This is a genomic window from Pseudomonas sp. G3-19 (assembly GCF_054855875.1).
Window position 1 is genome coordinate 3,516,167 of record NZ_JBMPIQ010000003.1, and the last position, 19,699, is coordinate 3,535,865.

At 55.0% G+C, this 19,699-nt stretch carries 28 protein-coding genes; all 28 read right to left on the reverse strand.

The window, feature by feature from the left end; all coding sequences use genetic code 11:
* Window positions 1–94: 94 nt before the first annotated feature.
* The 28 genes from rpmJ to rpoC all read right to left on the reverse strand — a co-directional run bounded on the left by rpmJ (window position 95) and on the right by rpoC (window position 19,684).
* Window positions 95–211, reverse strand: coding sequence for a 50S ribosomal protein L36 (gene rpmJ / locus ACOYXI_RS16165; protein WP_002555468.1), 117 nt, complete (start codon window positions 209–211; stop codon window positions 95–97).
* Window positions 212–238: 27 nt separating this feature from the next.
* A complete protein-coding gene (gene secY, locus ACOYXI_RS16170) occupies window positions 239–1,567 on the reverse strand; it encodes a preprotein translocase subunit SecY (protein ID WP_003228718.1) in 1,329 nt (442 codons plus the stop codon).
* Window positions 1,568–2,005 (reverse strand): 50S ribosomal protein L15, encoded by a 438-nt coding sequence (rplO, locus tag ACOYXI_RS16175; protein WP_003228720.1) that lies wholly within the window; start codon window positions 2,003–2,005, stop codon window positions 1,568–1,570.
* A 3-nt stretch (window positions 2,006–2,008) separates the two neighbouring features.
* Window positions 2,009–2,185, reverse strand: a complete 177-nt coding sequence (gene rpmD / locus ACOYXI_RS16180) for a 50S ribosomal protein L30 (protein ID WP_003176408.1) — start codon at window positions 2,183–2,185, stop codon at window positions 2,009–2,011.
* 2 nt (window positions 2,186–2,187) lie between these two features.
* Window positions 2,188–2,688 (reverse strand): 30S ribosomal protein S5, encoded by a 501-nt coding sequence (gene rpsE, locus ACOYXI_RS16185; protein WP_003176409.1) that lies wholly within the window; start codon window positions 2,686–2,688, stop codon window positions 2,188–2,190.
* 3 nt (window positions 2,689–2,691) lie between these two features.
* The gene (gene rplR, locus ACOYXI_RS16190) at window positions 2,692–3,042 is read right to left on the reverse strand and encodes a 50S ribosomal protein L18 (protein ID WP_003186037.1); all 351 of its coding nucleotides are present in this window, start codon (window positions 3,040–3,042) and stop codon (window positions 2,692–2,694) included.
* A gap of 10 nt (window positions 3,043–3,052) precedes the next feature.
* The gene (rplF, locus tag ACOYXI_RS16195; protein WP_007966176.1) at window positions 3,053–3,586 is read right to left on the reverse strand and encodes a 50S ribosomal protein L6; all 534 of its coding nucleotides are present in this window, start codon (window positions 3,584–3,586) and stop codon (window positions 3,053–3,055) included.
* A 12-nt stretch (window positions 3,587–3,598) separates the two neighbouring features.
* Entirely contained in the window at window positions 3,599–3,991 is a 393-nt protein-coding gene (gene rpsH, locus ACOYXI_RS16200) for a 30S ribosomal protein S8 (RefSeq protein ID WP_007966178.1), read from the reverse strand.
* A 209-nt stretch (window positions 3,992–4,200) separates the two neighbouring features.
* Window positions 4,201–4,506, reverse strand: a complete 306-nt coding sequence (gene rpsN, locus ACOYXI_RS16205; protein ID WP_003228726.1) for a 30S ribosomal protein S14 — start codon at window positions 4,504–4,506, stop codon at window positions 4,201–4,203.
* Between the two features lie 13 nt (window positions 4,507–4,519).
* Entirely contained in the window at window positions 4,520–5,059 is a 540-nt protein-coding gene (gene rplE, locus ACOYXI_RS16210; protein WP_003210069.1) for a 50S ribosomal protein L5, read from the reverse strand.
* A 20-nt stretch (window positions 5,060–5,079) separates the two neighbouring features.
* Complete coding sequence (rplX, locus tag ACOYXI_RS16215) at window positions 5,080–5,394, reverse strand: 50S ribosomal protein L24 (protein WP_003186046.1); 315 nt, start codon at window positions 5,392–5,394, stop codon at window positions 5,080–5,082.
* A gap of 11 nt (window positions 5,395–5,405) precedes the next feature.
* Window positions 5,406–5,774 (reverse strand): 50S ribosomal protein L14, encoded by a 369-nt coding sequence (gene rplN, locus ACOYXI_RS16220; RefSeq protein ID WP_002555479.1) that lies wholly within the window; start codon window positions 5,772–5,774, stop codon window positions 5,406–5,408.
* Between the two features lie 23 nt (window positions 5,775–5,797).
* A complete protein-coding gene (gene rpsQ, locus ACOYXI_RS16225; RefSeq protein ID WP_003194644.1) occupies window positions 5,798–6,064 on the reverse strand; it encodes a 30S ribosomal protein S17 in 267 nt (88 codons plus the stop codon).
* Window positions 6,065–6,066: 2 nt separating this feature from the next.
* Entirely contained in the window at window positions 6,067–6,258 is a 192-nt protein-coding gene (gene rpmC / locus ACOYXI_RS16230; RefSeq protein ID WP_002555481.1) for a 50S ribosomal protein L29, read from the reverse strand.
* Complete coding sequence (gene rplP, locus ACOYXI_RS16235; protein WP_003228729.1) at window positions 6,258–6,671, reverse strand: 50S ribosomal protein L16; 414 nt, start codon at window positions 6,669–6,671, stop codon at window positions 6,258–6,260. Before rplP ends, rpmC begins: the two co-directional genes overlap by 1 nt.
* Before the next feature lie 12 nt (window positions 6,672–6,683).
* Window positions 6,684–7,370, reverse strand: coding sequence for a 30S ribosomal protein S3 (rpsC, locus tag ACOYXI_RS16240; RefSeq protein ID WP_003176422.1), 687 nt, complete (start codon window positions 7,368–7,370; stop codon window positions 6,684–6,686).
* 13 nt (window positions 7,371–7,383) lie between these two features.
* On the reverse strand, window positions 7,384–7,716 hold the full coding sequence (gene rplV, locus ACOYXI_RS16245; protein ID WP_003103908.1) for a 50S ribosomal protein L22: 333 nt from the start codon (window positions 7,714–7,716) through the stop codon (window positions 7,384–7,386).
* Between the two features lie 11 nt (window positions 7,717–7,727).
* Complete coding sequence (gene rpsS, locus ACOYXI_RS16250) at window positions 7,728–8,003, reverse strand: 30S ribosomal protein S19 (protein ID WP_003228731.1); 276 nt, start codon at window positions 8,001–8,003, stop codon at window positions 7,728–7,730.
* A gap of 16 nt (window positions 8,004–8,019) precedes the next feature.
* Window positions 8,020–8,844, reverse strand: coding sequence for a 50S ribosomal protein L2 (rplB, locus tag ACOYXI_RS16255; protein WP_003228734.1), 825 nt, complete (start codon window positions 8,842–8,844; stop codon window positions 8,020–8,022).
* Between the two features lie 14 nt (window positions 8,845–8,858).
* Window positions 8,859–9,158 (reverse strand): 50S ribosomal protein L23, encoded by a 300-nt coding sequence (rplW, locus tag ACOYXI_RS16260; protein WP_002555488.1) that lies wholly within the window; start codon window positions 9,156–9,158, stop codon window positions 8,859–8,861.
* Window positions 9,155–9,757: a 50S ribosomal protein L4 gene (rplD, locus tag ACOYXI_RS16265; RefSeq protein WP_003228735.1), complete on the reverse strand. Its 603-nt coding sequence runs from the start codon at window positions 9,755–9,757 to the stop codon at window positions 9,155–9,157. Before rplD ends, rplW begins: the two co-directional genes overlap by 4 nt.
* Before the next feature lie 12 nt (window positions 9,758–9,769).
* On the reverse strand, window positions 9,770–10,405 hold the full coding sequence (gene rplC / locus ACOYXI_RS16270) for a 50S ribosomal protein L3 (RefSeq protein WP_003228738.1): 636 nt from the start codon (window positions 10,403–10,405) through the stop codon (window positions 9,770–9,772).
* A gap of 80 nt (window positions 10,406–10,485) precedes the next feature.
* On the reverse strand, window positions 10,486–10,797 hold the full coding sequence (gene rpsJ / locus ACOYXI_RS16275; protein WP_003186070.1) for a 30S ribosomal protein S10: 312 nt from the start codon (window positions 10,795–10,797) through the stop codon (window positions 10,486–10,488).
* Window positions 10,798–10,955: 158 nt separating this feature from the next.
* Window positions 10,956–12,149 (reverse strand): elongation factor Tu, encoded by a 1,194-nt coding sequence (gene tuf / locus ACOYXI_RS16280; protein WP_024014521.1) that lies wholly within the window; start codon window positions 12,147–12,149, stop codon window positions 10,956–10,958.
* A gap of 31 nt (window positions 12,150–12,180) precedes the next feature.
* Window positions 12,181–14,286, reverse strand: coding sequence for an elongation factor G (fusA, locus tag ACOYXI_RS16285; protein WP_007962223.1), 2,106 nt, complete (start codon window positions 14,284–14,286; stop codon window positions 12,181–12,183).
* 30 nt (window positions 14,287–14,316) lie between these two features.
* Entirely contained in the window at window positions 14,317–14,790 is a 474-nt protein-coding gene (gene rpsG, locus ACOYXI_RS16290) for a 30S ribosomal protein S7 (protein ID WP_003228745.1), read from the reverse strand.
* Window positions 14,791–14,897: 107 nt separating this feature from the next.
* Window positions 14,898–15,269, reverse strand: a complete 372-nt coding sequence (gene rpsL / locus ACOYXI_RS16295; RefSeq protein ID WP_003186084.1) for a 30S ribosomal protein S12 — start codon at window positions 15,267–15,269, stop codon at window positions 14,898–14,900.
* 215 nt (window positions 15,270–15,484) lie between these two features.
* Window positions 15,485–19,684 carry a DNA-directed RNA polymerase subunit beta' gene (gene rpoC, locus ACOYXI_RS16300; protein WP_027614261.1) on the reverse strand — a complete coding sequence of 1,400 codons (4,200 nt, stop codon included), beginning with the start codon at window positions 19,682–19,684 and terminating at the stop codon, window positions 15,485–15,487.
* Window positions 19,685–19,699 lie beyond the last annotated feature (15 nt).

Here is a 19,699-nt window from a genome sequence, read left to right on the forward strand (position 1 = left end):
GAAGCCAAGAAATAGGGCGCGAGATAATATCGCTGTAATAACAAATAATCAACCCGGCAGCGCACTAGCTGCCGGGCTTGAAGCACAATCACACTCAGCCTTGGCGCTGTTTGTGACGCGGTTCCGCGCTGCAAATTACTCGAACAACACCTTCGCGGCGAATAATCTTGCAGTTACGGCACAGCTTTTTCACCGATGCACGAACTTTCATCACCAACTCCTCGAACCTTATGGGTACTCAGCGCAACATGCCGCTGCCGTAACCCTTCAGGTTGGCTTTCTTCATCAGGGATTCGTACTGGTGCGAAACGAGGTGCGATTGTACTTGGGACATGAAGTCCATCACAACCACGACCACGATCAGCAACGAGGTCCCGCCAAGGTAGAACGGAACGTTTGCTGCAACCACCAGGAATTGGGGCAACAGGCACACGGCCGTCATGTAAAGAGCACCGAACATGGTCAAGCGAGTCAGAACGCCATCAATATAGCGTGCAGACTGCTCACCTGGACGGATGCCCGGAATAAAGGCACCGGACTTCTTCAGGTTTTCCGCTACGTCTTTCGGATTGAACATCAACGCCGTATAGAAGAAGCAGAAGAAAATAATCCCTGCACTAAACAGCAGAATATTCAACGGCTGACCAGGAGCGATCGACTGCGAGATGTCCTGCAACCAGCCCATACCTTCAGACTGACCAAACCAGGCACCCAACGAAGCCGGGAACAGCAAAATGCTGCTCGCGAAAATAGCCGGAATAACACCGGCCATGTTCACCTTCAGCGGCAAGTGGCTTGTCTGCGCAGCAAAAACCTTGCGGCCCTGCTGACGCTTGGCGTAGTGAACAGCGATACGACGCTGGCCACGCTCAATGAACACCACGAAACCGATAATCGCTACTGCCAGCAAACCGATGGCAACCAAGGCGAAGATATTGATATCACCCTGACGCGCAGACTCGAAAGACTGCCCGATTGCTCTCGGAAGACCGGCGACGATACCCGAAAAAATCAACATCGAGATACCGTTGCCTACACCACGCTCAGTAATCTGCTCACCCAGCCACATCATGAACATCGCACCAGCCACAAAAGTGGATACCGCGACGAAATGGAAGCCAAAGTCACCAGTGAACGCAACGCCCTGCCCCGCCAGACCAATGGACATGCCAATAGCCTGAACGAGAGCGAGGACGACGGTGCCGTAGCGGGTGTACTGGCTGATCTTGCGACGGCCAGCTTCACCTTCCTTCTTCAACTGCTCCAGCTGCGGGCTGACGGCGGTCATCAATTGCATGATGATCGATGCCGAAATGTACGGCATGATCCCCAGTGCAAAGATGCTCATCCGTTCCAGCGCGCCGCCGGAGAACATGTTGAACAAGCTAAGAATGGTCCCCTCATTCTGTCGAAACAGGTCTGCGAGTCGGTCCGGGTTGATACCTGGAACCGGGATGTGTGCGCCTATTCGGTAGACGATAATCGCCAGGAACAGAAAACGCAGACGAGCCCAGAGTTCAGACATACCGCCTTTGCCGAGCGCAGAGAGAGCACCTTGCTTAGCCATTTATTCCTCGAACTTGCCGCCAGCTGCTTCGATAGCCGCACGCGCACCTTTGGTGGCGCCGATTCCCTTGCCGATAGTGACAGCGCGAGTCACTTCACCGGACAGCATGATTTTCACACGCTGTACGTTGACGTTGATCACGTTGGCATCTTTCAGGGACTGCACGGTGACGATGTCGCCTTCCACTTTGGCCAGCTCGGACAGACGCACTTCTGCGCGGTCCATGGCTTTCAGGGAAACGAAACCGAACTTCGGCAGGCGACGATGCAGCGGCTGTTGACCGCCTTCAAAGCCTGGAGCAATAGTGCCACCGGAGCGGGAGGTTTGACCTTTGTGGCCACGGCCACCAGTCTTACCCAAACCGCTACCGATACCACGGCCCGGACGATGCTTTTCGCGACGGGAACCCGGCGCTGGACTCAGATCATTGAGTTTCATCGATTAACCCTCGACACGCAGCATGTAGTAAGCCTTGTTGATCATCCCGCGATTCTCGGGAGTATCCTGGACTTCTACAGTGTGACCGATGCGACGCAGACCCAGACCCTTAACGCACAGTTTGTGGTTAGGGATGCGGCCGGTCATGCTTTTGATCAGCGTAACTTTAACGGTAGCCATGATCAGAAGATCTCCTTGACAGTCAGACCACGCTTGGCAGCGATGGACTCAGGAGATTGCATGGCTTTCAGACCTTTGAAAGTGGCGTGAACCACGTTTACCGGGTTAGTCGAGCCGTAGCACTTGGCCAGAACGTTCTGAACGCCAGCAACTTCGAGGACAGCACGCATAGCGCCGCCAGCGATGATACCGGTACCTTCAGAAGCAGGCTGCATGTACACCTTCGAAGCGCCGTGAGCGGACTTCATTGCGTACTGCAGGGTAGTGCCGTTCAGGTCAACTTGAATCATGTTGCGGCGAGCAGCTTCCATTGCCTTCTGGATCGCAGCAGGCACTTCACGCGACTTGCCACGGCCGAAGCCAACACGCCCTTTACCATCACCAACCACGGTCAACGCGGTGAAAGTGAAGATACGGCCGCCTTTAACGGTTTTGGCTACGCGGTTAACTTGAACCAGCTTCTCAATGTAGCCTTCGTCGCGCTTTTGGTCGTTATTTGACATAACTTAGAACTCCAGCCCAGCTTCACGAGCAGCATCAGCCAGCGCTTTAACGCGGCCATGGTACTTGAAGCCAGAGCGGTCGAAAGCCACTTGCGAGACGCCAGCGGCCTTAGCACGCGTAGCGACCAGCTGGCCAACCTTTGTGGCCGCGTCGATGTTGCCAGTGGCGCCATCACGCAGTTCTTTATCCAAAGTCGAGGCGCTTGCCAGGACTTTGTTGCCGTCGGCCGAGATGACCTGGGCGTAGATGTGCTGCGACGAGCGGAACACGCAGAGACGCACGACTTCGAGTTCGTGCATTTTCAGGCGTGCTTTGCGAGCGCGACGCAGTCGAGTAACTTTTTTGTCGGTCATTTGCTATGCCCTACTTCTTCTTGGCTTCTTTACGACGGACGACTTCGTCCGCGTAGCGCACACCTTTGCCTTTGTACGGCTCTGGTGGACGGAAGTCGCGGATCTCAGCGGCCACTTGACCTACCAGCTGTTTATCGATGCCCTTGATCAGGATATCGGTCTGGCTAGGAGTCTCAGCGGTGATGCCTTGCGGCAGTTCGTAATCCACTGGGTGCGAGAAGCCAAGAGCCAGGTTCAGCACCTGACCTTTTGCTTGCGCTTTGTAACCAACACCGACCAGCTGGAGCTTGCGCTCGAAGCCTTGGCTTACGCCTTGGACCATGTTGTTTACCAACGCACGCGTGGTACCGGCCATTGCGCGAGTCTGTTGATCGCCATTGCGAGCAGCGAAACGCAGCTCACCGGCTTCTTCAACGATCTCAACGGACGAATGGATGTTCAGTTCAAGAGTACCCTTGGCACCCTTCACCGAAAGCTGTTGGCCTGCGAATTTTACTTCGACACCGGCTGGCAGCTTAACGGGGTTCTTAGCGACGCGAGACATGCTTATCCCCCCTTAGAACACAGTGCAAAGAACTTCGCCGCCGACACCGGCAGCGCGCGCAGCACGATCCGTCATCACACCTTTGTTGGTGGAGACGATAGACACGCCAAGACCGCCACGAACCTTCGGCAGATCTTCAACGGACTTGTACTGACGCAGGCCTGGACGACTAACGCGCTTCACTTCCTCGATGACCGGACGGCCTTCGAAGTATTTCAGCGAGATGGACAGCGACGGCTTAGCGTCGGTGGTGATCTGAAAATCCGCGATGTAACCTTCGTCCTTCAGGACTTTTGCTACAGCCACCTTCAACGTGGAAGACGGCATGCTTACGACAGACTTTTCAGCCATCTGGGCATTACGGATTCGAGTTAGCATGTCCGCTAACGGGTCCTGCATACTCATGGGCTAGACGCTCCTAATACAGAAAAATTAGCCTTGCGGCTACTACATGTCGCCGAGAAACTCCGGGCATGAAAAACACGGGCTCAGGCGAGCCGGTCATTCTAGACACACCCCAGAAATGAATCAAGCCCCAAAAGGGGCTTGATTCAGATTCAAGGCCACCGATGGTCAGGTTCTTGCGAACCCGACCATCAAGGCTTTGACAGCGATTACCAGCTGGCTTTAACCAGACCTGGAACGTCACCACGCATTGCCGCTTCACGCAGTTTGTTACGGCCCAGGCCGAACTTGCGGTAAACGCCGTGCGGACGACCAGTCAGGCGGCAACGGTTACGCATGCGCGAAGCGCTTGCGTCACGTGGTTGCTTCTGCAGAGCTACGGTAGCTTCCCAACGCGCTTCTGGACTTGCGTTCAGATCAACGATGATAGCTTTCAGCGCTGCACGCTTGGTGGCGTACTTGGCAACAGTGAGCTGACGCTTCAGCTCACGGTTTTTCATGCTCTTCTTGGCCATTTTCCTACTCCAATCAGTTGCGGAACGGGAATTTGAAAGCACGCAGCAGAGCGCGGCCTTCATCATCGTTCTTGGCAGTGGTGGTCAGGGTAATGTCCAGACCGCGGAGAGCATCGATCTTGTCGTAGTCGATTTCCGGGAAAATGATCTGCTCTTTCACGCCCATGCTGTAGTTGCCACGACCATCGAAGGACTTGGCATTCAGGCCGCGGAAGTCGCGAACCCGAGGCAGGGAGATCGACAGCAGACGATCCAGGAACTCGTACATACGCTCACGGCGCAGAGTCACTTTGACGCCGATCGGCCATCCTTCACGGACTTTAAAGCCAGCGATGGATTTACGAGCGTAGGTCACAACGACTTTTTGGCCGGTGATCTTTTCCAGGTCAGCAACAGCGTGCTCGATGACTTTTTTGTCGCCGATCGCTTCGCCCAGACCCATGTTCAGGGTGATTTTGGTAACGCGCGGAACTTCCATCACGTTCGAAAGCTTAAGTTCTTCCTTAAGTTTCGGAGCGATTTCCTTCCGGTAAATCTCTTTTAGTCGTGCCATGGTCTTCTACCTAGCAGTGTTCAAGCATCAACCGCTTTTTGGGTCGACTTGAAGACACGAATTTTCTTACCGTCTTCTACTTTGAAACCAACGCGGTCAGCCTTGTTGGTTTCGCCGTTGAAGATGGCGACGTTGGAAGCGTGCAGTGGCGCTTCTTTCTCGACGATACCGCCCTGTACGCCCGACATCGGGTTAGGCTTGGTATGACGCTTGACCAGGTTCAGACCACCAACAACCAGACGGTTGTCAGCAAGAACCTTCAGCACCTTACCGCGCTTACCTTTGTCTTTGCCGGCGATCACGATGATCTCGTCGTCACGACGAATCTTTTGCATGTCGGATCTCCTTACAGCACTTCTGGGGCGAGCGAGACGATCTTCATGAACTTCTCAGTACGAAGTTCACGGGTCACTGGCCCAAAGATACGGGTGCCGATCGGCTCTTGCTTGTTGTTCAGAAGAACAGCAGCGTTGCCATCAAAGCGGATAATGGAGCCATCAGCACGACGTACGCCGTGACGAGTGCGGACTACAACAGCAGTCATCACTTGGCCTTTTTTCACTTTACCGCGAGGAATTGCTTCCTTGACGGTAACTTTGATGATGTCACCGATACCAGCGTAACGACGATGGGAGCCACCCAGCACCTTGATGCACATAACGCGGCGAGCGCCGCTGTTATCGGCCACATCGAGCATGGATTGAGTCTGAATCATATAATTTCTCCGACCCCTAGCCCTTAGACTTCCACAGCGCGTTCGAGAACATCAACCAGCGCCCAAGACTTGGTCTTGGCCATCGGACGAGTTTCACGAATAGTGACTTTGTCGCCGATGTGGCACTGATTGGTTTCGTCGTGCGCGTGCAGCTTAGTCGAACGCTTAACGTATTTACCGTAGATCGGGTGCTTAACGCGACGCTCGATCAGAACGGTGATGGTTTTGTCCATCTTGTCGCTGACAACACGGCCAGTCAGCGTACGGACAGTTTTTTCGGCTTCAGCCATGATCACTTACCTGCCTGCTGGTTGAGCACAGTCTTCACGCGAGCGATGTCACGCTTAACTTGCGAGAGCAGATGAGACTGCCCCAACTGGCCAGTTGCTTTCTGCATACGCAGATTGAACTGGTCGCGCAGCAAGCCGAGCAGTTGCTCGTTCAGCTGCTGTGCGGATTTTTCACGAAGTTCATTCGCTTTCATCACATCACCGTCCGTTTAACAAAGGAGGTGGCGAGCGGCAGCTTTGCAGCAGCCAGGGCGAAAGCCTCACGCGCCAGCTCTTCAGAAACACCCTCGATTTCATACAGGACTTTGCCTGGCTGAATCTGGGCAACCCAGTACTCCACGTTACCCTTACCTTTACCCATACGAACCTCGAGAGGTTTCTTGGAGATCGGCTTGTCCGGGAATACACGGATCCAGATCTTGCCACCACGTTTTACGTGACGGGTCAGAGCACGACGCGCTGACTCGATCTGACGAGCGGTGAGACGACCACGAGCAACAGACTTCAGCGCGAACTCGCCGAAGCTGACTTTGCTACCGCGCAGTGCCAGACCACGGTTGTGGCCGGTCATCTGCTTGCGGAACTTCGTACGCTTTGGTTGCAACATTTGGCGTACCCCTTACTTAGCAGCTTTTTTACGAGGCGCTGGTGCTTGTGGTTTCAGCTCTTCTTGGCGACCACCAATTACTTCGCCTTTGAAGATCCAAACCTTTACACCGATCACACCGTAGGTGGTGTGAGCTTCGTAGTTGGCATAGTCGATGTCGGCACGCAGGGTGTGCAGTGGCACACGACCTTCGCGATACCATTCAGTACGTGCGATTTCAGCACCGCCGAGACGACCGCTCACTTGGATTTTGATGCCTTTGGCACCAATGCGCATGGCGTTCTGTACTGCGCGCTTCATAGCGCGACGGAACATTACACGACGCTCCAGCTGCTGAGCTACGCTCTGCGCAACCAGCATACCGTCGAGCTCCGGCTTGCGGATCTCTTCGATATTGATGTGCACAGGCACACCCATTTGCTTGGTCAGGTCCTGACGCAGCTTCTCAACATCTTCACCTTTCTTCCCGATAACGATACCTGGACGAGCGGTGTGGATGGTGATGCGTGCAGTTTGGGCCGGACGATGGATATCGATACGGCTTACGGACGCGCTTTTTAGTTTGTCTTGGAGATACTCACGCACTTTCAGATCTGCGAACAAGTAGTCCGCATAAGTCCGACCGTCTGCGTACCAGACGGAGGTGTGCTCCTTGACGATTCCCAGGCGAATGCCAATGGGATGTACTTTCTGACCCATCTCTTCGACTCCGTTACTTGTCAGCAACCTTGACAGTGATATGGCAAGACCGCTTGACGATGCGATCAGCACGGCCTTTGGCACGTGGCATGATGCGCTTCAGCGAACGCCCTTCGTTGACGAAAACGGTGCTGACCTTCAGGTCATCAACGTCTGCGCCTTCGTTATGCTCGGCGTTGGCTACGGCCGACTCCAGCACTTTCTTCATGATCTCGGCGGCTTTCTTACTGCTGAAAGCCAACAGGTTGAGCGCTTCGCCCACCTTCTTCCCGCGGATCTGGTCGGCGACCAAGCGGGCTTTCTGGGCGGAGATTCGAGCGCCCGACAACTTAGCGGCTACTTCCATTTCCTTACCCCTTAACGCTTGGCTTTCTTGTCAGCCACGTGCCCACGATAAGTGCGGGTACCGGCGAACTCGCCCAGTTTATGGCCAACCATGTCTTCGTTCACGAGAACTGGGACGTGCTGACGGCCGTTGTGTACTGCGATGGTCAGACCGACCATTTGTGGCAGGATCATCGAACGACGCGACCAAGTCTTAATTGGTTTGCGATCGTTCTTTTCCGCCGCCACTTCGATCTTCTTCAGTAGGTGAAGATCAATAAAAGGACCTTTTTTCAGAGAACGTGGCACTGTCGTATCCCTCTATTTACTTGCGACGACGGACGATCATTTTGTCGGTACGCTTATTACCACGAGTCTTCGCGCCCTTAGTCGGGAAGCCCCATGGCGATACCGGATGACGACCACCAGAGGTACGACCTTCACCACCACCATGTGGGTGGTCAACCGGGTTCATGGCAACACCACGAACGGTTGGGCGAACGCCACGCCAGCGTTTGGCACCAGCTTTACCCAGCGAACGCAGGCTGTGCTCGGAGTTCGAGACTTCGCCCAGGGTCGCACGGCATTCAGCCAGGACTTTACGCATTTCACCGGAACGCAGACGCAGGGTAACGTACACGCCTTCACGAGCGATCAGCTGAGCCGAAGCACCAGCGGAACGAGCGATCTGCGCGCCTTTACCTGGCTTCAGTTCGATGCCGTGTACGGTAGAACCGACTGGAATGTTGCGCAGTTGCAGAGCGTTGCCTGGCTTGATTGGAGCCAGAGCGCCTGCGATCAGCTGGTCGCCAGCACTCACGCCTTTAGGGGCGATGATGTAGCGACGCTCGCCGTCTGCGTAGCAGAGCAGTGCGATGTGAGCAGTACGGTTTGGATCGTATTCGATACGCTCGACAGTGGCGACGATGCCATCTTTGTCGTTGCGACGGAAATCGACCATACGGTAATGCTGCTTATGACCACCACCGATGTGACGAGTGGTAATACGGCCATTGTTGTTACGACCACCAGTCTTCGATTTTTTCTCGAGCAGCGGTGCGTGAGGAGCGCCTTTATGCAGCTCCTGGTTGACCACCTTGACCACAAAACGGCGGCCAGGGGAAGTCGGTTTGCATTTAACGATTGCCATGATGCACCCCTTCCTTACTCAGCACTGCTGCTGAAATCGAGATCTTGGCCTGGCTGAAGGGAGATAACTGCCTTCTTCCAGTCATTACGCTTGCCCAGACCGCGAGCAGTGCGCTTGCTCTTACCCAGAACGTTCAGGGTAGTGACGCGCTCTACTTTCACGCTGAACAGGCTTTCGACGGCCTTCTTGATTTCCAGCTTGGTTGCATCAGTAGCAACCTTGAAAACGAACTGGCCTTTCTTGTCTGCCAGAACCGTAGCCTTCTCGGAAACGTGCGGGCCAAGCAGAACTTTAAATACGCGTTCCTGGTTCATCCCAGCAGCTCCTCGAATTTCTTCACGGCCGACACAGTGATCAACACCTTGTCGTATGCGATCAGACTAACTGGATCGGAACCTTGCACGTCACGTACATCTACGTGTGGCAGGTTACGAGCAGCCAGGTACAGGTTCTGATCAACAGCGTCCGACACGATGAGAACATCGGTCAGGCTCATGTTGTTCAGCTTGCCCAGCAGATCTTTGGTTTTCGGAGTTTCAACAGCGAAATCCTGAACCACGACCAGACGATCAGTACGCACCAGCTCAGCAAGGATGGAACGCATTGCTGCGCGATACATCTTCTTGTTCAGCTTCTGGGAGTGATCCTGTGGACGAGCTGCGAAAGTGGTACCGCCGCCACGCCAGATTGGGCTACGGATAGTACCGGCACGAGCACGGCCAGTACCTTTCTGACGCCATGGGCGCTTACCGCCACCACGAACGTCGGAACGGGTCTTTTGCTGCTTGCTACCTTGACGGCCGCCGGCCATGTAGGCCACGACTGCTTGGTGAACCAGCGTCTCGTTGAACTCGCCGCCAAATGTCAGTTCGGAAACTTCGATCGCTTGAGCGTCATTTACATTTAATTGCATGTCAGCTTCCCCTTAACCGCGAGCCTTGGCTGCTGGACGTACAACCAGGTTGCCGCCAGTAGCGCCAGGAACAGCGCCCTTGACCAACAACAGATTGCGTTCAGCGTCCACGCGCACTACTTCCAGGGACTGCACGGTCACGCGCTCAGCGCCCATATGACCGGACATTTTTTTGCCCTTGAATACACGACCAGGAGTCTGGCACTGGCCGATAGAGCCTGGGACGCGGTGGGATACGGAGTTACCGTGGGTGTTATCTTGCCCGCGGAAATTCCAACGCTTGATCGTACCCTGGAAGCCTTTACCCTTGGACTGACCGGTTACATCAACCAGTTGACCAGCGGCGAAGATTTCAGCGTTGATCAGATCGCCAGCCTGGTACTCGCCTTCTTCAAGACGGAATTCCATGGTGGTACGACCAGCGGCAACGTTCGCTTTAGCGAAGTGACCAGCTTGAGCTGCTGTTACACGCGAAGCACGACGCTCGCCGACAGTGACTTGCACTGCACGATAGCCATCGGTCTCTTCAGTTTTGAACTGGGTGACGCGATTCGGCTCGATCTCAATGACCGTGACCGGAATGGAGACACCTTCTTCGGTGAAAATACGGGTCATACCGCATTTACGACCGACTACACCAATAGTCATGTTGTAAACCTCATGAGTGTACGGGGCTTTCACCCGCTATGGCCGCCCATTTCAGAGCGTTACACGACTAAGACCGAGTCTTAGCCGAGGCTGATCTGCACTTCCACACCGGCCGCAAGATCAAGCTTCATAAGAGCATCAACGGTTTTATCCGTTGGCTGGACGATGTCCAGAACGCGCTTATGAGTGCGGATTTCGTACTGGTCACGCGCGTCTTTGTTGACGTGCGGGGAAACCAGAACGGTGAACCGCTCTTTACGGGTAGGCAGTGGAATTGGACCACGCACTTGAGCACCAGTACGTTTCGCGGTTTCCACGATTTCCTGGGTTGATTGGTCGATCAGGCGATGGTCGAAAGCCTTCAACCTGATACGGATTTGCTGATTTTGCATTGGATTTCAGACTCCGGCTGCTATTCCCACCGGGCGCAATACGCCCGTTAAAAGGAGGCGCAATTCTATAGACGCCCCAGATAGGTGTCAACCCAATAAAAAAGCCCCCGCTGAGCGGGGGCTTTTTCAATTCATCAAGCAGACTCTATAAAAGAGAATTACTCGATGATTTTGGCTACGACGCCAGCGCCGACGGTACGACCGCCTTCACGGATAGCGAAACGCAGACCATCTTCCATCGCGATGGTTTTGATCAGGGTAACAGTCATCTGAATGTTGTCACCTGGCATTACCATTTCAACGCCTTCTGGCAGTTCGCAGTTACCAGTCACGTCAGTAGTACGGAAGTAGAACTGTGGACGGTAGCCTTTGAAGAACGGAGTGTGACGACCGCCTTCTTCCTTGCTCAGAACGTAAACTTCTGCGGTGAACTTGGTGTGCGGCTTAACCGAACCCGGCTTAACCAGAACCTGACCACGCTCAACGTCGTCACGCTTGGTACCACGCAGCAGAACGCCGCAGTTCTCGCCAGCACGACCTTCGTCGAGCAGCTTGCGGAACATCTCAACACCGGTGCAGGTGGTGGTGGTGGTGTCACGCAGACCAACGATTTCCAGTGCATCTTGAACGCGAACGATACCGCGCTCGATACGACCAGTCACAACAGTACCGCGACCCGAGATCGAGAATACGTCTTCGATTGGCATCAGGAATGGCTTGTCGATCATACGAACTGGTTCTGGGATGTAGGTATCCAGAGTTTCAACCAGCTTACGAACGGCAGTGGTGCCCATTTCGTTGTCGTCTTTGCCTTCCAGCGCCATACGAGCCGAACCGATGATGATCGGAGTGTCGTCGCCTGGGAAGTCATAAGTGGACAGCAGGTCGCGAACTTCCATCTCAACCAGTTCCAGCAGCTCAGCGTCGTCTACCAGGTCAGCCTTGTTCAGGAAAACCACGATGTACGGAACGCCTACCTGACGGGACAGCAGGATGTGCTCACGGGTTTGTGGCATCGGACCATCAGCGGCCGAGCAAACCAGGATCGCGCCATCCATCTGGGCAGCACCGGTGATCATGTTCTTCACGTAGTCAGCGTGACCTGGGCAGTCAACGTGAGCGTAGTGACGAATAGTCGAGTTGTACTCAACGTGAGCGGTGTTGATGGTGATACCGCGAGCTTTTTCTTCTGGAGCGCTGTCGATCTTGTCGAATTCAACTACGGCCGAACCGAAAACTTCGGAGCAGACGCGAGTCAGAGCAGCGGTCAGAGTGGTTTTACCGTGGTCAACGTGACCGATGGTGCCAACGTTGACGTGCGGTAGGGAACGATCAAATTTTTCTTTAGCCACGACAATTAACTCCTAGCCTAAAGGGGCTGAATCAGCCTTGTTTTTTGGTTACGGATTCGACGATGTGCGACGGAGCCGTATCGTATTTTTTGAATTCCATAGAGTAGCTTGCGCGACCCTGAGACATGGAACGAACGTCGGTCGCATAACCGAACATCTCACCCAGTGGAACCTCGGCACGGATAACCTTGCCGGACACTGTGTCTTCCATACCCTGGATCATGCCGCGACGACGGTTAAGGTCGCCCATTACATCACCCATATAGTCTTCAGGCGTAACAACCTCTACCGCCATGATCGGCTCGAGCAACTCACCACCACCCTTCTGGGCCAGTTGCTTGGTCGCCATGGAAGCAGCCACTTTAAACGCCATCTCGTTGGAGTCGACGTCGTGGTAAGAACCATCGAACACGGTTGCCTTCAGGCCGATCAGCGGATAGCCGGCAACAACGCCGTTCTTCATCTGCTCTTCGATACCCTTCTGGATAGCCGGGATGTATTCCTTAGGAACCACACCACCTACAACTTCGTTCACGAATTGCAGACCTTCCTGACCTTCATCAGCAGGAGCAAAACGGATCCAGCAGTGACCGAACTGGCCGCGACCACCGGACTGACGAACGAACTTGCCTTCGATTTCACAATTCTTCGTGATGCGCTCACGATACGAAACCTGAGGCTTGCCGATGTTGGCTTCGACGTTGAACTCACGGCGCATCCGGTCAACCAGGATGTCCAGGTGCAGCTCGCCCATGCCGGAGATGATCGTTTGACCAGTCTCTTCATCAGTTTTAACACGGAAAGACGGGTCTTCCTGAGCCAGCTTGCCCAGTGCGATACCCATTTTTTCCTGGTCATCCTTGGTCTTAGGCTCTACGGCAACCGAAATAACCGGCTCCGGGAAGTCCATGCGAACCAGGATGATTGGCTTGTCAGCGTTGCAGAGGGTTTCACCAGTGGTGACGTCCTTCATGCCGATCAGGGCCGCGATGTCGCCAGCGCGCACTTCCTTGATCTCTTCACGGGCGTTTGCGTGCATTTGCACCATACGACCCACGCGCTCTTTCTTGCCTTTAACCGAGTTGATCACGCCGTCGCCGGAGTTCAACACGCCCGAGTAAACACGGACGAAGGTCAAGGTACCCACGAATGGGTCGGTAGCGATTTTGAACGCCAGTGCCGCGAACGGCTCGTCGTCACTTGCGTGACGCTCCATTTCCTCTTCCTCGTTATCAGGGTTCGAGCCCTTGATAGCTGGAATGTCGGTTGGAGCAGGCAGGAAGTCGATAACGGCGTCGAGAACCAGGGGAACGCCCTTGTTCTTGAACGACGAACCGCACACTGCCAGAACGATTTCGCCAGCGATAGTGCGCTGACGCAGAGCGGCCTTGATCTCTTCGATCGACAGCTCTTCGCCTTCCAGGTACTTGTTCATCAGCTCTTCACTGGCTTCGGCCGCAGCCTCAACCATGTTGCTGCGCCACTCAGTAGCCAGCTCGAGCATGTCCGCAGGGATTTCCTTGCGAACAGGAACCATACCCTTGTCAGAGTCGTTCCAGTAAACAGCCTGCATGTTGATCAGGTCGATCTGGCCCTGGAAGTTGTCTTCCGAACCGATAGCCAGCTGAATCGGCACCGGAGTGTGACCCAGACGCTGTTTGATCTGACCGATCACGCGCAGGAAGTTGGCACCAGCACGGTCCATCTTGTTTACGTAAACAAGACGTGGAACGCCGTATTTGTTGGCTTGACGCCATACGGTTTCCGACTGCGGCTCAACACCCGAAGTACCGCAGAATACAACCACAGCGCCGTCGAGTACGCGCAGGGAACGTTCAACTTCAATGGTGAAGTCTACGTGGCCCGGGGTATCGATGACGTTGAAACGGTGCTCGTGCGGGTACTGCTTCTCGGAACCTTTCCAGAAGGCGGTAATGGCAGCAGAAGTAATGGTAATACCACGCTCCTGCTCCTGAACCATCCAGTCTGTGGTCGCGGCGCCGTCATGCACCTCGCCCATTTTGTGACTTTTGCCAGTGTAAAAAAGGACGCGCTCGGTGGTGGTGGTTTTACCAGCATCCACGTGAGCGACGATACCGATGTTACGGTAGCGACTAATCGGAGTAGTACGAGCCATAAAGCCCTCGCAAAATTAGTGAAGCTAAAATTAGAAGCGGTAGTGCGAGAAAGCTTTGTTGGCTTCGGCCATACGGTGCACGTCTTCACGCTTCTTAACAGCAGCACCTTTACCTTCAGCAGCATCCAGCAGTTCGCCAGCCAAGCGCAGAGCCATAGACTTCTCGCCACGCTTACGGGCGAAGTCTACCAACCAGCGCATTGCCAGAGCGTTACGGCGGGAAGGACGAACCTCGACCGGAACCTGGTAAGTAGCACCACCAACGCGGCGCGACTTCACTTCGACCAGCGGAGCGATGGCGTCGAGTGCTTTTTCGAAGAGTTCCAGGGGATCGGTGCCGGCCTTACGAGCCTTCACGGTTTCCAGGGCACCATAAACGATACGCTCGGCAACGGCTTTCTTGCCGCTTTCCATAACGTGGTTCATGAATTTGGCGAGGATCTGGCTTCCGTATTTCGGATCGTCCAGAATCTCACGCTTTGCTGCTACGCGACGTCTTGGCATGATAAGCCCTCAAGCGGTCTTCAGGTTAGTTCGGGACAGATCCAGTGGATGCAAGCCCGACCTTACTCTTATCGACTCAATAAAATGAAAATCTGCAAAACGACCGATTACTTCGGACGCTTGGTACCGTACTTCGAACGACCCTGGTTACGGCCTTTAACGCCGGAAGTATCCAAGGAGCCGCGAACGGTGTGGTAACGAACACCTGGCAAGTCTTTTACACGACCGCCGCGGATCAGTACCACGCTGTGCTCTTGCAGGTTGTGGCCTTCACCACCGATGTACGAGGAAACCTCGAAACCGTTGGTCAGACGCACACGGCATACTTTACGCAGTGCCGAGTTAGGTTTTTTCGGCGTAGTGGTGTACACACGGGTGCACACGCCACGACGTTGCGGGCAGTTCTGCAGCGCAGGTACGTCGGATTTCTCGACGATACGCTTACGCGGCTGACGTACCAGCTGGTTGATAGTTGCCATCTACTAGCTCCACTGTTGTCTTGCGACGCTATTGTCTTGCAAGAAAAGCAAAATGACAGGAACGGATTCCCGCCAAATTTAGGGGATCAAGAGTCTAAAGAGGATCTTGTCCCCAGTCAAGGCAAGGCCCCGACCTCCCCGCCCGTCGAACCTTGACAATTTGTCTCGATTCGACGAACGGAGCGATCAGGGCCTCAGCTTAGTTACCGCAGAACTCAGTTACCGCTCGAGTTCAGCGCTTCGGTCAGTGCAGCTTCCACTTCACTGGCGCTTACGCGCAACGGCTTGTCTGCATCACGACGACGCTTGCGCTCGCTGTGGTACGCCAGACCGGTACCGGCCGGGATCAGACGACCCACAACCACGTTTTCTTTCAGGCCGCGCAGGTAGTCGCGCTTGCCGGTGACTGCCGCTTCGGTCAGTACGCGAGTGGTTTCCTGGAAGGAAGCCGCCGAGATGAACGATTCGGTGGACAACGACGCCTTGGTGATACCCAGCAGAACGCGAGTGAACTTGGAGACAAACTTGTCTTCCGCGCTCAGACGCTCGTTCTCTACCAGTACGTGAGTCAGTTCCATCTGGTCGCCCTTGATGAAACTGGAATCGCCGGACTCGGAGATCTCAACTTTACGCAGCATCTGACGCAGGATGGTCTCGATGTGCTTGTCGTTGATCTTCACGCCTTGCAGACGGTAAACGTCCTGGATCTCGTTCACGATGTACTTGGCCAGCGCGCTCACACCCAGCAGACGCAGAATGTCGTGCGGATCGCTCGGACCGTCGGAGATAACTTCGCCGCGGTTTACCTGTTCGCCTTCGAACACGTTCAGGTGACGCCACTTCGGAATCAGCTCTTCGTACGGATCGCTACCGTCGTTCGGGGTAATGACCAGACGGCGCTTGCCTTTGGTCTCTTTACCGAACGCGATGGTGCCGCTCACTTCAGCCAGAATCGACGCTTCCTTCGGACGACGAGCTTCGAACAGGTCGGCAACACGCGGCAGACCACCGGTGATGTCGCGAGTTTTCGAAGTTTCTTGCGGGATACGAGCGATAACGTCACCGATCGCGATCTTCGCACCGTCCGCAACACCGACCAGGGCGTTGGCTGGCAAGAAGTACTGAGCGATAACGTCAGTGCCTGGCAGCAACAGATCCTTGCCGTTGTCGTCGACCATCTTCACTGCTGGACGGATTTCTTTGCCCGCAGCTGGACGATCTTTCGCGTCGAGTACTTCAATGTTGGTCATACCGGTCAATTCGTCAGTCTGACGCTTGATCGTGATGCCTTCTTCCATGCCCACGTAGGTCACGGTACCTTTCATTTCGGTAACGATCGGGTGAGTGTGCGGATCCCACTTGGCCACGATTGCGCCAGCGTCGACCTTGTCACCTTCTTTAACCGAAATCACAGCACCGTACGGCAGCTTGTAACGCTCACGCTCACGACCGAAGTCATCAGCGATTGCCAGCTCACCGGAACGGGACACGGCAACCAGGTGGCCATCCACTCGCTCAACGTGTTTCAGGTTGTGCAGACGGACAGTACCGCCATTCTTCACCTGAACGCTGTCGGCTGCGGAAGTACGGCTTGCCGCACCACCGATGTGGAACGTACGCATCGTCAGCTGGGTACCCGGCTCACCGATGGACTGGGCAGCAATAACGCCGACCGCTTCACCGATGTTCACCTGGTGACCACGAGCCAGATCACGGCCGTAGCACTTGGCGCAAATGCCATAGCGGGTTTCGCAGCTGATCGGCGAACGCACGATCACTTCGTCGATGCTGTTCAGCTCGATGAACTCGACCCACTTCTCGTCTACCAGGGTACCGGCAGGAACGATAACGTCCTCGGTGCCTGGCTTGAATACGTCACGGGCAATAACACGACCCAATACGCGCTCACCCAACGGCTCTACAACGTCACCGCCTTCAATGTGCGGAGTCATCAACAGACCGTGTTCGGTGCCGCAATCGATCTCGGTTACAACCAGATCCTGCGCCACGTCTACCAGACGACGAGTCAGGTAACCGGAGTTCGCAGTTTTCAACGCGGTATCCGCCAGACCTTTACGAGCACCGTGAGTCGAGATGAAGTACTGAAGTACGCTCAGACCTTCACGGAAGTTCGCAGTAATCGGCGTTTCAATGATGGAACCGTCCGGCTTGGCCATCAGACCACGCATACCGGCCAGCTGACGAATCTGTGCTGCGGAACCCCGCGCACCCGAGTCGGCCATCATGTACATCGAGTTGAAGGACTCTTGGTCAACTTCATCGCCATGACGGTCGATGACTTTCTCTTTCGAGAGGTTGGCCATCATCGCCTTGGAAACTTCGTCGTTCGCCTTCGACCAAAGGTCGATCACTTTGTTGTACTTCTCGCCCTGGGTTACCAGGCCGGAGGCGTACTGGCTCTCGATCTCTTTCACTTCGTCGGTGGCTGCACCGATGATGCGGGCTTTTTCGTCCGGGATAACAAAGTCGTTAACGCCGATGGAAACGCCGGAGATGGTCGAGTAAGCGAAACCGGTGTACATCAACTGGTCAGCGAAGATCACGGTCTCTTTCAGACCAACCACGCGGTAGCACTGGTTGATCAGCTTGGAGATCGCCTTTTTCTTCATCGGCAGGTTGACGACATCGTACGACAGACCTTTTGGCACAACCTGGAACAGCAGCGCACGGCCGACAGTGGTGTCGACGATACGAGTGTTGCTCACGCTGTTGCCGTCACGGTCGTTGACGGTTTCATTGATACGAACCTTGACCTTGGCGTGCAGTGCGGCTTCGCCGGCACGGAACACACGGTCAACTTCCTGCAGATCCGCGAACACACGACCTTCGCCCTTGGCGTTGATCGCTTCACGAGTCATGTAGTACAGACCCAATACAACGTCCTGCGACGGAACGATGATTGGCTCACCGTTGGCTGGCGACAGAATGTTGTTGGTCGACATCATCAACGCACGCGCTTCGAGCTGGGCTTCCAGCGTCAGCGGTACGTGCACGGCCATTTGGTCGCCGTCGAAGTCGGCGTTGTACGCGGCGCAGACCAGCGGGTGCAGCTGGATAGCCTTACCTTCGATCAGGACCGGTTCAAACGCCTGGATACCCAGACGGTGAAGGGTCGGTGCACGGTTGAGAAGAACCGGGTGTTCGCGAATTACTTCAGCGAGAACGTCCCAAACCTCTGGCAGTTCGCGCTCGACCATTTTCTTGGCCGCTTTGATGGTGGTCGCGAGACCACGCATTTCCAGCTTGCCGAAAATGAACGGTTTGAACAGCTCGAGAGCCATCTTCTTCGGCAGACCGCACTGGTGCAAACGCAGGGTCGGACCTACGGTAATTACCGAACGACCGGAGTAGTCAACGCGCTTACCGAGCAAGTTCTGACGGAAGCGACCCTGCTTACCCTTGATCATGTCAGCCAGGGATTTCAGAGGACGCTTGTTCGAACCGGTGATAGCGCGGCCACGACGACCGTTGTCGAGCAGTGCATCGACAGCTTCCTGCAACATACGCTTTTCGTTGCGCACGATGATGTCCGGAGCGGACAGATCCAGCAGGCGCTTCAAACGGTTGTTACGGTTGATCACTCGACGATACAGATCGTTGAGGTCGGAAGTCGCGAAACGACCGCCATCCAGCGGGACCAGTGGACGCAGATCTGGCGGCAGAACCGGCAGAACGGTCAGCACCATCCACTCTGGCAGGTTGCCGGAACCCTGGAAGGCTTCCATCAACTTCAGACGCTTGGACAGCTTCTTGATCTTGGTTTCCGAGTTGGTTTGCGGAATTTCTTCGCGCAGACGACCAATCTCGTGCTCCAGGTCGATAGCGTGCAGCAGTTCACGGACAGCTTCAGCACCCATGCGGGCGTCGAAGTCGTCACCGAACTCTTCCAGCGCTTCGAAGTACTGCTCGTCGTTCAGCAGCTGACCTTTTTCAAGGGTGGTCATGCCTGGATCGATAACGACGTAGCTCTCGAAGTAGAGAACGCGTTCGATATCACGCAGGGTCATGTCCATCAGCAGGCCGATACGGGACGGCAGCGATTTCAGGAACCAGATGTGGGCAACCGGCGAAGCCAGTTCGATGTGCGCCATGCGCTCACGACGAACCTTGGCCAGTGCAACTTCAACGCCGCACTTCTCACAGATCACACCACGGTGCTTCAAGCGCTTGTACTTACCGCACAGGCACTCGTAATCCTTTACCGGGCCAAAGATCTTGGCGCAGAAAAGACCGTCACGCTCAGGTTTGAACGTACGGTAGTTGATGGTTTCCGGCTTTTTAACTTCGCCGAACGACCACGAACGGATCATCTCAGGCGAGGCCAATCCGATACGGATGGCGTCGAACTCTTCGACTTGACCCTGGTTTTTCAGCAAATTCAGTAGGTCTTTCAAGGCCTTTCCTCCTGG